The 13,371-nt window shown below is 68.8% G+C and carries 13 protein-coding genes; 3 read left to right on the plus strand and 10 right to left on the minus strand.

The genetic code is table 11. From position 1 onward, the window contains the following. Nucleotides 1-363 precede the first annotated feature (363 nt). The 8 genes from H8R02_RS03705 to H8R02_RS03740 are packed head-to-tail and all read right to left on the minus strand — an operon-like array spanning nt 364 to nt 7,919. Nucleotides 364-1,509, minus strand: a complete 1,146-nt coding sequence (locus tag H8R02_RS03705) for a DUF535 family protein (RefSeq protein WP_187079981.1) — start codon at nt 1,507-1,509, stop codon at nt 364-366. A 31-nt stretch (nt 1,510-1,540) separates the two neighbouring features. After that, on the minus strand, nt 1,541-2,788 hold the full coding sequence (locus H8R02_RS03710; RefSeq protein ID WP_187079982.1) for an FIST signal transduction protein: 1,248 nt from the start codon (nt 2,786-2,788) through the stop codon (nt 1,541-1,543). 14 nt (nt 2,789-2,802) lie between these two features. Continuing rightward, on the minus strand, nt 2,803-3,504 hold the full coding sequence (locus tag H8R02_RS03715) for a PhaM family polyhydroxyalkanoate granule multifunctional regulatory protein (RefSeq protein ID WP_187079983.1): 702 nt from the start codon (nt 3,502-3,504) through the stop codon (nt 2,803-2,805). Nucleotides 3,505-3,550: 46 nt separating this feature from the next. After that, a complete protein-coding gene (locus tag H8R02_RS03720) occupies nt 3,551-4,009 on the minus strand; it encodes a copper chaperone PCu(A)C (RefSeq protein WP_187079984.1) in 459 nt (152 codons plus the stop codon). A gap of 13 nt (nt 4,010-4,022) precedes the next feature. Continuing rightward, nucleotides 4,023-4,472 carry a YcnI family copper-binding membrane protein gene (locus H8R02_RS03725; RefSeq protein ID WP_187079985.1) on the minus strand — a complete coding sequence of 150 codons (450 nt, stop codon included), beginning with the start codon at nt 4,470-4,472 and terminating at the stop codon, nt 4,023-4,025. Next, nucleotides 4,469-6,682 (minus strand): TonB-dependent receptor, encoded by a 2,214-nt coding sequence (locus H8R02_RS03730; protein WP_187079986.1) that lies wholly within the window; start codon nt 6,680-6,682, stop codon nt 4,469-4,471. Before H8R02_RS03730 ends, H8R02_RS03725 begins: the two co-directional genes overlap by 4 nt. 58 nt (nt 6,683-6,740) lie before the next feature. After that, nucleotides 6,741-7,100, minus strand: a complete 360-nt coding sequence (locus tag H8R02_RS03735; RefSeq protein ID WP_187079987.1) for a DUF2946 domain-containing protein — start codon at nt 7,098-7,100, stop codon at nt 6,741-6,743. A 21-nt stretch (nt 7,101-7,121) separates the two neighbouring features. Further along, on the minus strand, nt 7,122-7,919 hold the full coding sequence (locus H8R02_RS03740) for an enoyl-CoA hydratase/isomerase family protein (RefSeq protein WP_187079988.1): 798 nt from the start codon (nt 7,917-7,919) through the stop codon (nt 7,122-7,124). Between the two features lie 130 nt (nt 7,920-8,049). On the opposite strand from H8R02_RS03740, the gene otsB reads away from it, so the two are divergent. From otsB to otsA, 3 genes are read left to right on the plus strand one after another with little or no spacing between them, the layout of a single operon-like run. Next, nucleotides 8,050-8,796: a trehalose-phosphatase gene (gene otsB, locus H8R02_RS03745; protein WP_187079989.1), complete on the plus strand. Its 747-nt coding sequence runs from the start codon at nt 8,050-8,052 to the stop codon at nt 8,794-8,796. Next, nucleotides 8,793-10,589, plus strand: coding sequence for a glycoside hydrolase family 15 protein (locus H8R02_RS03750; RefSeq protein WP_187079990.1), 1,797 nt, complete (start codon nt 8,793-8,795; stop codon nt 10,587-10,589). The genes otsB and H8R02_RS03750 overlap by 4 nt, the downstream gene beginning before the upstream one ends. Then, a complete protein-coding gene (gene otsA, locus H8R02_RS03755; protein WP_187079991.1) occupies nt 10,571-12,001 on the plus strand; it encodes an alpha,alpha-trehalose-phosphate synthase (UDP-forming) in 1,431 nt (476 codons plus the stop codon). The genes H8R02_RS03750 and otsA overlap by 19 nt, the downstream gene beginning before the upstream one ends. A gap of 4 nt (nt 12,002-12,005) precedes the next feature. On the opposite strand, the gene H8R02_RS03760 is transcribed toward otsA, so the two are convergent. Together H8R02_RS03760 and H8R02_RS03765 are read right to left on the minus strand one after the other, a co-directional pair. Beyond that, nucleotides 12,006-12,278: a hypothetical protein gene (locus H8R02_RS03760; RefSeq protein ID WP_187079992.1), complete on the minus strand. Its 273-nt coding sequence runs from the start codon at nt 12,276-12,278 to the stop codon at nt 12,006-12,008. Nucleotides 12,279-12,362: 84 nt separating this feature from the next. Beyond that, nucleotides 12,363-13,352 (minus strand): ABC transporter substrate-binding protein, encoded by a 990-nt coding sequence (locus H8R02_RS03765; protein ID WP_187079993.1) that lies wholly within the window; start codon nt 13,350-13,352, stop codon nt 12,363-12,365. Between the last annotated feature and the right edge of the window lie 19 nt (nt 13,353-13,371).

Genomic DNA, 13,371 nt, shown 5'->3' on the forward strand with positions numbered 1-13,371 from the left:
GCTCGGACGCTGTTAGCGCTATCGGCAAGAGACGGGTCCACTGGTTGCTGGGTGCTACCCAGCCTAAGAAGATGATGCGGTGATGAGATGACGATGAATTAGGCTGCGTAGCACGCAGCAAATTGTCCGCTCGGGTTCGGACGATAGCGCTAGCAGTGTCAGCCCGCCCCCCGACGGCTCCCGACTCGGCCCTGTCCGTTCAGACGAGCCCAAATCGGCTGTCCGGCTTAGCTCCCTCTTCTCCCCGGAGGGGAGAGGAGGGCGGGGGGAGGAATGGGGAGAACAACGGCCCGACGCCAGTCGAAACCGAGACTACGCTTACGGACGCCCCCCAACGAAAAGAACCGCGCCCCGAGGCTCAACTCAAAGCAGCGCCCCCGGCCCCGTCTGCAACACCCGCGACGGCACGTCATCCTCGCTGCTGTCCAGGTAGTCGGCATCGAAGTAGCTGCTGGTGCCATCCGGCGACTGGGTGACGGAGTCCAGCTCCTCCGTCACACCGCCCCGCGTGATCTCACGCCCCGGCCGCTGCAGCAGCGACTTCATCTGCGCATGCAGCAACTTGCGCGTGCGAATCCAGTAGTCCGCGCGGCGCACCTGCCGCTCGCGCCGCTCGGGCGACAGGTCGGTCGCTGCCAGCTTCTCGTCGGAGTGCGCGGGCAGGACGACCCAGCCCTCGGGCCCCGGCTGCGCGTCGAAGTGTTTCCACAGCGCGTCGTACGCCGCGAAGATCTTCTGGCCGGTTTCGCGGCGGCGCTCGTCGAGGCGATACGTCCAGTGATGCAGTCGGTGCGCCGCCGGATCCAGCCCGACGAGCTTCTGGCCCCAGTAGCGCGCCAGCTCCTGCATCACGCGCACCAGCAGGACGCTGGGCTTCCAGCCGACCAACACGTTGTTCAGCTCGGCCTGCGAAAGGCGGTTGAGCGGGTCGCGCTGCCCGCGCACGCCGCCGATCACGAGGCAGCCCGTGCCTTCGATGCGGAAGCGGCTGAAGCCCAGCGCCGCGGCCTCCACCGGCTGCGCCTTGTGCTGCACGTTGGCCGCGCGCCGCAGCGCCAGCACCAGCAGCAGCTCGCCCTCGGGTGCCTGCACGGGCGTGCGCTGCAACTGCAGCCGCATGAACTCGTAGCCGCGCGGCGGCGTGAGCTCGGCCAGTACAAGTGGCTCGTCGCCGGCAAAGCGCTCCAGCGCCCACGAATGGAACGCCGTCTCCATCCAGTCCACGTGGTCGATCAGCTGCACCGCGCGGTCGGCGACGCCGGTGTGCATGTTCACGTGGGGTCTGATCGCGCGGAGGTACTCGCCCTGCACGTCGCGCACGAGGCCGCGCGATGCGAGCTCGTGCACCACCGACATCCAGCGTTGCAATGCGCTGCGATGCGCGAGCGTGGCGGCAAGGGCGCGGCGCGTGAGCCGCGCGCGGCCGATGCCGCCGCCTTCGTTGCCGCGGGCCCAGGCCCAGCGCACTCCCTGCCACAACCCCGGCAGCCTGCGGGACGTACTTGCCATTGAAGTTTTTTCGAGGGGGGAACGGGTGTCTTCAGCGGAAGACAGTCAGCACGCCAGTGTAGCCATACAAGTGGTGCCGGGCGATCTCGCCGCCCGCGAAAAACCCAACCAAAGGTACATCCCCCAGGGCCCGCCGCACGATCTGCAGCTCGGCGCTCGGCCCGCCGAAATGCGGCCCTCCCCTTCCCGCGCAGCTCACGTAGACGGCGCCCGCGATGCGGCGCGTGGGCGTCGGCTCGGCCTGCGCTTCGGAGGCGGCGAGCGCGCTTGCCACCGCGAGCGGCATCTCCTCCGGCTCGACTTCCTCCCGGATCTCGGCGCAGATGCGCATGAGGTCCGCCTTCGCCGCCTGCGCGTTGCGCTTGCAGAACGCGGCGCGCATGCCTTCCTCCACCTTCTCGGCGATCGCTACGCCGCGGCGCGTGGGGTCGAGGCCGATGATGTGGCGCACGACCACGTCGTTGCCGAAGGTACCGGTGCGGCCGACGAGGTCGCTGCCCGCATCGGTCAGGCCGACCAGCGTGGCGCGCAGCGTCGCCATCGCCTCCGACGGCTCGTCGAGCGTGATCGCGAGGTCGCGCAGCAGCACGTCGAGCGCCGGCTCGCCGTCGAGCTTGTAGATCACGTTGCGGTCGCTCTCGGTGATCGTGCGCTCCGGCGCCACCGGCTGGCAGCCCTGCGTGACGCGCGAGACGAGCGACACGCCGTCGGCGAACGCCACGCCCGAGAGCCCGCCGCGGAAAACGCCGCCCGCTTTGCCGTGCCCCTTGATGTTGCCGTTGCCGCCGATCGCGAACTGCACCGTCTCGGCGCGGCTCGAAGCGAGCCCGCCGAAAAGATAGCCGGTGGCCGTGCGGCCTGCCATTTCGCCGATCAGCTCGGAAAGGTCGGGCGTCATGCCGTCGGCGTGCACGAGCGCGGTGTGCGCCGGGAAGAGCGGGCTGAGCGGCGCCACGCCGGAGAACACCCGGTACTGGTCCGACGGCAGCTCGCACAGCATCACGGCCATGGCAGGCTCGTCGAAATACTCGACGTTTGACGAGGCAATGCCCACGCCCACGGTGCCGGACCAGTCGGTCACTTCGGGCAGCTCGGCGCTCACGTGGTCCAGGATGTCCTGCGCGTGCGCGGCGTAGTGGTCGGTGATGTAGAGCAGGCCGAGCGTCGGCGAAGCGGCGTAGTCGTGCAGTGCGACCTGCGCGCGCAGCTGTGCCAGCACGAGCCCCGCCGCCATCTGCCACTGCGGGTGCGTGGCATGGCCGAACGGGAAGAGTTTCATCGCGCCCTCGCTTTTCAGCCGGTGGCGGCCTTTGTCTTGCGCGTCGACTTGCGGGACTTGGTAGCCGAGCCGGTGGCTGCCTTCGCCATGCCGGCCGCTGCCTTCACGCCCGCCTTCGCCATGCCGCCGGCAACGTTCTTGGCGGTGTCGAGCGCCGTCTTCTGCGCGGCGTCCTTCATGGCGCCGGCCGCGATCTCCTGGAATTGCTGGGTGAGCGCGCCCCACCACTGCAGCGGGTCGACCATGCCGTTGCCACCGCCGCTCTTGACGGACGCCGCCGCTTTCGCCGCAGCCGTCTTCTTCGCGGCGGGCTTGCGCGCAGCCTTGGCGGCGCCAGCCACCGTGCCCGCGGCACTGGCCGCGGTCTCGGTGACCTTCTGCACGCCGCCCATCACGCTGTCGGCGGCCTTCAGCTTGAGCGCGTTGGCCACGTCGCCCATGTTGAAGTTCATGCCCTTGAGCGTGGCCAGCGTCATCTTCTGCACTTCCAGCGCCTGGATGGTGGCGCCGAGCGCCTTGCTGTTCTGGTCGAGCCAGAAGTGCACGGCCTTGAGCTCGGAGATGCGCTTTTCCAGCTCCTCGAGGTTGAGCGTGGGCGCGACCCAGTTGGACAGGTTGGGCAGCTGGGGGATGGTCTGCGACGCACCCTTGGCCAGGCTCTGCAGGAAATCGAAGCCCGGGACGAACTTGCCGAAACCGAGGTTGCCATCGCTCATCGAACACCTCCTGCCAGCGAGCTTACTCCAAGGCCGCGCGCACCGGTCAGTGTTTGTGCGGGTTGTTGCCGCCCTGCACCTGCACAGGCACCTGCAGCTCCAGCTTGCTGGTTTGGCCCTTCGCATTGCGGAATTGCAGCGTCAGCGGCACCTGCGTGCCGGCCTTCACCTGCATCTTCAGCGCCATCAGCATGACGTGCAGGCCGCCGGGCTTGAGTTCGACCTTGCGGCCCGGCTCGAGCTTGACCTCGGGCGCGGCACGCATCCGCATGACGTCGCCCTCCATCTTCATCTCGTGGATCTCGGCGATTTCCGCGATGGGCGAGCTGGCGCCGACCAGGGTCAGCGGCTCGGACGCGGTGAGCACCACGTAGGCGCCGGTGGCGCCCTGGCCCTGGACGGCGGGGCGCATCCAGGCGCCTTCGGCTTTCACGGGGGCCGGCTGCGCGAATGCGGAAACGGCGGCGGCGAGCAGCGCGGCGGCTGCGAGCAATTTGCGGGTCATGGGGAGTCCTTGTTCAGTGCTTGTGGCCGCCTCCGGCCGACGGGAGGATTTCGAGCTTCGGCGCCCACTCGGCACGGCCCTGTTCGCACACCTGCACGACCTGCCACGTGACGGTGCCGGGCTGCGCGGGCGCCTGCGCGACCAGCACGAATTCGTCGTACTGATTGTCCGGCAAGGCGTCCTCGCGCGTGCGGGCGGTCCAGGTGATGCGAGAGGCTGCCTCGCCCTGGCGCTGGACTTCCAGGGTCCAGCCGGGCTTGGGCATCGGGCGTGCGTTGCCCATCGTGGGCGGCACCTGCACGCTCAGCTGGCGGGTGGGCGACTTGTCGCAGCCATGGCCGACCTTGAAAGTGGCCTTGTACGAGGAGCTGGCGTTCGCCACCTCGTACTCCAGGCCGACGTGCGCGTGCGCGGCGCCGGCGAACAAGGCGAATCCGGCGAGCAGGATGAGGGCGTGTTTCATTGGAAGCCTGCCTTCAGCTCCGCGAAGAAGCTGCGTTGGGGATAGGGATGGAAATTCCAGTACCTGCGGTTGCCCGCGTTGTCGATGCCGAATGCGGCGCTGTAGTTCGGGGCGAACTGCCAGCGGGCGCGCAGGTCGACCACGAAAAAGCGGCTCACGCCCATGTAGGTGGCGCCATCGACGTCGCTGTTGTCCAGCGTGCGGAACTGCGGGCCGCTGTAGCGCGCACCCACGCTGCCGGTGAGTGCCGGCGTGAAGCGCCAGGTCGCGAGGCCGCTCGCACGCCACCGCGCAATGTTCGGCTGGCGCTTGCCGAGGGTGTCGCCCGGCGTGGCCACGAAGCCGGCGTTCTCCTTGATCACCGAGTCCGTGTACGTGAGGCTCGCGTTGAAGTCGAGCCGCCCTTCGCTGCCGCTCGCGGCGAGCTCCAGACCTTGCGTGTGGATGCGGCCGACGTTCTGCACGCGCGAGACGTTGCGGTTGGCCGCGGTGTCCAGCGTGGTCTGCGAGTACAGCGCGTCGCGCGTGCGTTCGGCGAAGTAGGTCGCGCGCAGCAGCGTGTTCTCGACCTGCTTCTCGGCGCTCAGTTCGCCCGTCCACGAACGCTCCGCGCGCAACGAAGGGTCGTTGATGAACTGCGAATTGACGGTGGAGGTGGCGCCGTACAGCTCCGCGACGGTGGGCATGCGCAACGCGCGGCCGAGCGATGCCTTCAACGTGGTATCCGGCCGCACCTGCCACGCCACGGATGCCTTGGGAGAGACGTGCGACTCGCGCCGTTGCGGCCACGCAGTGTTGACTGCGGCGCCGATCTGCGTGAGCCCATCGCTCGCGGTCCACTGCTCCGCGCGCACACCGAGCACCGCCTTCCACTTCGGCGCGAACCGCCACGCGTTCTGCGCCCAGAGGCTGCGCAGCTGCGTGTCGCCCCGCACGTCGCTCGGCGCCGCGCCGGTGGCGACGTAGCGCAGCGCATAGCGATCCTGCTGCGCGCCGAACTCTACGATGTGCGCTCCCTGCTCGCCGCCCGGGCGCCACGCGCCGCGCAATGCAAGCGTGGTCCAGCCGGTGCCAGAGCCGTCGAACCGCGTGCCGGCCTGTTGCTTCTCGTCGCGCGCGTAGTCATACAGGCTGGCCGACGCTTCCCAGTCGAACACGCCGCGCGTGTGAGTCTTGAGGCTTGCGCCATGCATCACGTGCAAGAGGTTTTCCTGCGTCGCCGCGAAGTCCGCCGCCGCCAAGGTGTAGCCGCGGCCGTCGATCACGACATTGCGCGTCGTCACCGCGGCGCCCTGCGGGTCGCGCAACCACGTTTCCACCTTGCCGTCGGAGCGGTTCTGCCACAGCGCTGCAACGTACGACGCGCGCAGCGTAGGCGTGACGTCGTACGCGAGCTTGGCTTTCAGGTGGTCCTGCCGCGTCGCGTACTCGCTGCCGGTGCCCAGCAGGTACCAGGGCTGGTTGGCGTTGTTGCGGGCCGGCACTGCGCCGGTGACGGGCACGCCCGTGGCCGCACCGCCGGCACTCGCGAGCCGTGTCGCGTACGTGAGCGGCTGGCCGTCGCTGTCGGTGCGGTTCGCGTTGATCCACCAGGACCATGGCCCATGGCGGTTGCCCGCCGACGCACTGGCCTGCCATGTGCGATACGTCCTGTGCGTGCCGTACAGGTCGAAGGGCTGCACCGTGGCCGTCAACGCGCCGTGCGCTTCGAAGGCGCGCGGCATGCGAGTGAGATATTCGACGACCGCGCCGACCGAGTTGCCCGGGTAAGCCGCGGAGAACGGCCCGTACATCACGTCGACCCGCTCGATTTCCTCCGGCGTCACCAGCCCCCAGCGGGGCGGGAACGCGAGCCCGCCCACGCCGTTGCCGAGGAAGTTGGACAGCAGGATGCCGTCCGCATAAACCGCCGAGCGCGCGCTGTTGCCGGTGCCCGAGGCGCGACTGGACAGCACCGCATGGTTGTAGTCGCCGACGAAGCGCTTGCGCACCAGCAGGCTGGGCAGGTACTTCAGGGCGTCTTCGCTGTCGGAGGCGTTGATGCCCTGCTCGATTTGCTCACGCGTGATGCCCTCCTTGGTGGCGGGGATCTCGGCCGGCAACGAGCTGGGCCGGCCGCCCTGCACCTGGATGGCGGGCAGTTCGTGCGCCGCATGGGCGGCGGATGAAAGTGCCGCGGCGGCGAGGGCCGCGGCGCGGATGTGATGCATGGAAACTCCGCTGTGTGGGTGAAGGTAGGCGAAGTCGCGATGACCCCGCCCGCTCAGGTCACGACAGCGAAGCAGGTGGCCCGCGCGCCGGTATTGGCGCCGCGGTGAGGGCCGCGATGTGCGCGGCAGGAATAGCTTGGACTGCGCGGCCGAGGGGCTGCGCGGCAGGAATCTCGGCGCACACCACCGGCGGCGGAGCACCGGCAGTCGTGCAAAGCGGGCAATCCAGCGTGTGCTTCACCTGGGCGAGCGAGCCATCGTCGCCCTTGACCAGCAGCTTCATCGCGCCGGACCCCGAGCACACCAGCTCCATCGCCTGCGGCTTCACCAGCGGCGAGGCGATGGCCGCACCCAGCGCGAACACGAACCACGCCAGCACGAGGCGGGCGAGGAAGCGGGCTTGGCGCAGGGGCTGCATGGGCGCGATTATCCCAGCCCGTCAGAACTTGGGTTGACGCCGGTCACGCAGGCTCGCCACGCCCTCTCGCACGTCGGGCCCCGCAAACCCCATGAACTCCAGGGCCAATGAGGTGTCGAACGCCGGCCCGGCCTGGCGCAGCCAGTTGTTCAGCGAGTACTTGGTCCAGCGGATCGCCGTTTGCGAACCGGCGGCGAGCCGGTCCGCAACTTCATACGCCTTCGGCAGCAACTGGTCCTCGTCGACAGCAAGGGACACGAGCCCGATGCGCTCGGCCTCGGCGCCGCTCACCGGGTCGCACAGCATCAAGTAGTACTTGGCCTTGGCCATGCCGCACAGCAGCGGCCACACGATCGCGGCATGGTCGCCCGCGGCCACGCCGAGGCGCGTGTGCCCGTCGACGATCTTCGCGCCCTTGGCCGCGATAGAAATGTCCGCCAGCAAACCCGCCACCAGCCCCGCACCCACCGCCGGACCATGGATCGCGCTCACGATCGGCTTGTCGCAGTTGATCACGTTGTAGACGAGGTCGCGCGCTTCCTTCCACACGCGCGCGCGGACCTCGAAGTCGCTGGCCATGTCCTGCACCAATGCGAGGTCACCTCCGCCGGAAAAGCCCTGGCCTTCGCCACGCAGGACCGCCACGCGCACAGAGTCGTCAGCGCCGACATCGCGCCAGATTTCCGTGAGTTCGCGGTGCCCGTCATGCCCGGCCGTCGGCAGCTTGCCGTTGAGCGCGCGCATCTGGATGTCGAGCACCGAGTCGTTGGCGCCGCGGCGCGTGATGTTCAGCGTCTTGTAGCGTGTGTAGTCAGCCATGGGGGCGATTGTGCGCCGTCCGACAAAGCCCCCGCAGCACCCTGCCCGGCCGTTTGTAGGCGGCTTCCTACCCGCCCAAGGGTCCACGCCGCCTGTTCGGCAGCCGGCGCCTTTGCTACCTTCTGCACGCATGACTCTGCTGGAGATCCTCTGCCCATCGTGCGCCCTGTTCCTCGACTTCGACGGCACCGTCGTGGACATCGCGCCCAACCCCGAGGCCGTGCAAGTCCCCGACGGCCTCATCGACCACCTGCGCTGGCTGCACACCTACCTGGGCGGCGCCGTGGCCGTGATCTCCGGCCGCCCCATCGAGCAGATCGACGACTTCCTCGCGCCGCTGAAGCTGCCCGTGGCAGGCGTGCACGGCGCCGAGCGCCGCGGCGCGAGCGGTGAGGTGACCCTGCTGTCCACGCACCCGCTCGATGCGGTCGAGCATGCGGCGCGCAGCCTCGCAGCGCGCCACCCGGGCCTGCTCGTCGAGAACAAGCGCGGCTCCATCGCGTTGCACTACCGCCAGGCGCCGCAACTGGAAGCCGAGTGCCTGGACACCATGCGCGCCGCCGTCGAAAAGTCCCCCGGCCTGACGTTGCTGCGCGGCAAGATGGTCGTCGAAGCCAAGCCCGGCGGCGCCAGCAAGGGGCGCGCGATCGAAGCCTTCATGAAGGAGCCGCCCTTCGCCGGCCGCACGCCGATCTTCATCGGCGACGACATCACCGACGAAGTCGGCTTCTCCACCGTGCAGAACGCCGGCGGCCTGGGCATCAAGGTCGGTGACGGCGCCACCTGCGCCTGGCAGCGCCTGCCCGACCCGGCGGCGCTGCGCCACCAGTTCGAGGCGGCCGCGGCCGCGAAATCCACCAGGACCACCACGCCATGAACAACAACAACTACCAGCCGGACCTCAACCTGGGTGTGATCGGCAACTGCGCGTACAACGCACTGGTCGACACGCGCGCCCGCATGGTGTGGTGCTGCCTGCCGCGCTTCGACGGCGACCCGGTGTTCAACAGCCTGCTGGACCCGAGCGAGAACGCCGCGTTCTGGCAGTTCGAGATCGAGGACTATGCGCGCAGCGAACAGTTCTACGAGCCGAACACCGCGGTGCTCGTCACGCGCCTGTACGACTCGCGCGGGCAGGGCATCGAGGTGACCGACTTCGCGCCGCGTTTCACCAGCCGCGGGCGCATGTTCCGGCCGCTCACGCTCGTGCGCCGCGTCAAGCTGATCAGCGGCTCGCCGCGCATGCGCGTGCTGCTGCGCCCGCGCTTCGACTGGGGCCGCGCGAAGCCGGTGGTGACGCAGGGCAGCACCCACATCCGCTTCGTCGGGCCGGCCATGACGCTGCGGCTGAACACCGACGCGCCGCTGTCGTACGTGTTCTCGGAGACGTTCTTCCTCGTCGACCGCCCGCTCAACTTCCTGCTGGGGCCCGACGAGACGCTGCAGACCGGCATCGAGGAGACCGCGCGCAATTTCGAGCAGGAGACGGTCTCCTACTGGCGCCAGTGGTCGCGCAGCCTCTCGCTGCCGCTCGAATGGCAGGACGCCGTGGTGCGCTCCGCGATCACGCTGAAGCTGTCGCTGTACGAGGACACGGGCGCGATCATCGCCGCGATGACCACCAGCATCCCGGAGGCACCGCACAGCGGCCGCAACTGGGACTACCGCTTCTGCTGGCTGCGCGACGCGTTCTTCGTCGTGCGCGCGCTCAACTCCATCTCCGAAGTGGCGACGATGGAGGAGTACCTGCGCTGGCTGATGAACATCGTGGTGCGCTCCGGCGGCGGCCACATCCAGCCGCTGTACGGCATCGGCAGCGAGGAGAAGCTGCCCGAGGCGATCGTCGAGCACCTGCCCGGCTACCGCGGCATGGGCCCGGTGCGCATGGGCAACCAGGCGCAGGAGCATTTCCAGCACGACGTGTACGGCAACATCATCCTGGCCTCCGCGCAGGCTTTCCATGACCGCCGCCTCTTCAAGCCCGCCACGCGCGCGGAGTTCCAGTACCTCGAGGCGGTGGGCGAGCAGGCTTTCCGCATCTACGACACGCCCGATGCGGGCATGTGGGAGCTGCGCACGCGCGCGCGCATCCACACTTCCTCGGCGCTCATGAGCTGGACCGCTTGCGACCGCCTGGCGAAAGCCGCCGCGGCACTGCGGCTGCCGGACCGCATCCGCTACTGGCGCGAGCGCGCCGACACCATCCGCGCGCGCATCCTCAAGGAAGCGTGGAGCGACGAGCGCCAGGCGTTCGCCGAGAGCTTCGGTGGCCGCGACCTCGATGCGAGCGTGCTGCTGATGGCGGAAGTGAACATGATCGACCCGCACGACGCGCGCTTCGTCTCCACCGTGGAAGCGCTGGAGAAGACGCTGTGCGACGGGCCGTACATGCGCCGCTATGAAGCGGCGGACGACTTCGGCAAGCCCGAGACCGCGTTCAACATCTGCACCTTCTGGCGCATCGACGCGCTCGCGCGCATCGGCCGCAAGGGGCAGGCGCGCGAGATCTTCGAGGTGATGCTCAAGAGCCGCAACCACGTCGGCCTGTTCTCCGAGGACACGCACCCGGTCACGGGCGAGATGTGGGGCAACTTCCCGCAGACGTATTCGATGGTCGGCACCATCAACGCCGCCGTGCGTCTTTCCGCGCCATGGGACACCGTGATCTAGGCCAGCCCCGGCTGGTCGTCGTTTCGAACCGGATCGCGGATCCTCGCAAGACCGCGGCCGGCGGCCTCGCCGTCGCTTTGGCGGACGTCCTGAACAGCACCGGCGGCCTGTGGTTCGGCTGGAGCGGCAAGATCGACGACGAGGCGCCGCAGGGCGAGGGCAAGGTGCACGTCACGCAGGCCGGCAGCGTGAAGCTCGCCACCGTGGACCTGTGCCGCGCCGACCACGACTCGTATTACCTCGGCTACGCGAACGGCGTGCTGTGGCCGGTGTTCCACTACCGCCTCGACCTCGCCGACTTCGACGCCGGCTACATCGCCGGCTACCGGCGCGTGAACCAGCTCTTCGCGAAGAAGCTGATGCCGCTGCTCAGGCCGGACGACATCATCTGGGTGCACGACTACCACCTGATCCCGCTGGCCGCGGAACTGCGCGCGCTGGGCTGCACGCAGCGCATCGGCTTCTTCCTGCACATCCCGCTGCCGCCGCCGCTGATCCTGGCCGCGATCCCGGGGCACGACTGGTTGATCCGTGCACTATTCGCGTACGACCTCGTGGGCTTCCAAAGCCAGGCCGACCTCTCGCATTTCGCGGGCTACGTGACGGCGGAAGCGCATGCGCAGCAGGTCGAGGAGCACCGCTGGCGCGCGTTCGGCCGCACGCTCGAAGCCAATGCGTTTCCCATCGGCCTCGACGTGGAGGAGTTCACCACGCTCACGCACGCGCCCGAGGGGCGCGACATGTACGAGCGCATGCGCAGCGAGTACTCGCGCCGCAAGCTGCTGGTGGGCGTGGACCGGCTCGACTACTCCAAGGGCCTGCCGCAGCGCATGCGCGCGTTCCGCCACCTGCTGGACAAGTACCCGGAGGCGCGCAACAGTGCGACGCTGGTGCAGATCGCGTCGCCCAGCCGCGAGGACGTCGAGGCGTACAACGACATCCTCAAGGAGATGGAAAGCCTGTGCGGCTCCATCAACGGCAACTTCGGCGAGCTGGACTGGATGCCGGTGCGCTACCTGCACCGCACCGTGGCCCGCGCGCGCCTGCCGGGCCTGTACCGCGCGAGCCGCGTGGGGCTGGTCACACCTTTGCGCGACGGGATGAACCTCGTTGCAAAAGAGTTCGTCGTCGCCCAGAACCCGGAGGATCCGGGCGTGCTGGTGCTGTCACGTTTCGCCGGCGCCGCGGAGCAGATGCGCGAGGCGCTGCTCGTGAACCCCTACGACACCGAAGGCACGGCGGCGGCGATCCAGCTCGCGCTCTCCATGCCGCTGGAGGAGCGGCGCGAGCGCCATGAGCACCTGATGAAGACCATCCGCCGGCAGGACGTGCACTGGTGGTGCCAGTCGTTCCTGGCGGCGCTCGAAAAAGCGCAGGCCGAGGTGAAGGGCACCCCGTGGCTGCGTTTGTGAAGTCTTATTGGGAGTCGGCCAACGTGCCGGGCACCGTGAACGGCGCCCAGCTGGGGGGCAGCATCTCGATCTCGAGCCGCACCTTGTGCTCCGCGGCCACCAGCGCCTGCAACTCGCTGGGGTAGATGCTGCTGGCGTAGTCGCCATGGCCCTTGGCGCGCCACGCGTTCGGCGGCCGCGACTCCGACGCCTCGCCATAGCCGACGAACCCACCGCGAACTTCCATGGTGTACGCGGCGACGAAATATCCACGATACGGGCCGCTGATCCTGTGCATCCGCGAATCGTAGAGAGCTGCGCAACCCGCTTCAATCGGGAACTTGTAAATGTTTGCAGCGCGGTACGCGCAAGGACCTACTCCTTACTCGACGACGCGGTCGGCCCGCGCGAGCAGGCCCGGTGGAATCTTCAGGTTCAAGGCGCGTGCCGTCTTCTGGTTCAGGACCAGTTCGAACTTGGTCGGCTGCTCGAACGGGATGTCCTCCGGCCGTGTCCCCTTGAGCATCTTGTCGGCCATGGCGACGACGCGGCGGATGATCTCGTCCAGCGTGCTGCCATAGGAGAGCAGCGCGCCCGCGTCGGCGTAGTCGGGAAAGCTGGAGATCAGGCCCAGCCCGTTGCGCGTGGCGAGCTCGGCGAGCTTGCGGCGCTCGGCGAAGAAGATCCCGTCGGACATCACCAGTACGGCTCGCACGCCGTCCCGGCCGATCTCTGCGAAACGGCCTTCGATCTCGCGCGGATGGCGCACTTCGTGGACGCGCACGTCCATTCCCAGTTTGGCGGCGGCGATGCGCACCTCGCGCAGCTCCGCCACGGCCGTCGGGTTTTCCGGGTTGTGGAGCACGGCCACGCGGGCCTGCCCGGGGAACAGCTCGCGCAGCACCTCGAGCTGCTTGGGTGCGAGCTCGACGGAGAGGCAACTGATGCCGGTGAAGTGCCGCCCGGCGCGCGGCGCATCCGCGAAGCGCTCGGCGCCGCAGGACAGCAGGATGGTGGGCGGCCGCCCCGGCAGGCGCGTGGCGGCGACCATCAGCTGGTAGGTGCCGGCGATCATCACCTGCGCGCCCTCGGCTTGCAGCGCTTCGTACAGGCGCGGCCCGTCTTCGAAACGGCCCTCGGCGTAGCGCGTCGCAAACCGGAAGTTGCGCCCCTCGATGTAGCCCAGCTCGCGGAAGGCATCCAGGAACAGCTTGAGGTTGCGGCGCGACGACTCCTCGTTGCCGACGAAGATCTGCCCGACCACCTTGGGCCGCTCCTGCGCCGGCGCGGCCTGCGGCGCGAACAACGCCACGCAGGCGAGGGCATACGCAGCGAGCCTGCGAGCCCAATCGCGTGAAGCGCGAGGAGTCATCGCCGCCTTATAGCGACGG

It is taken from the genome of Ramlibacter albus (genome assembly GCF_014297445.1).
Classification (GTDB): domain Bacteria; phylum Pseudomonadota; class Gammaproteobacteria; order Burkholderiales; family Burkholderiaceae_C; genus Ramlibacter; species Ramlibacter albus.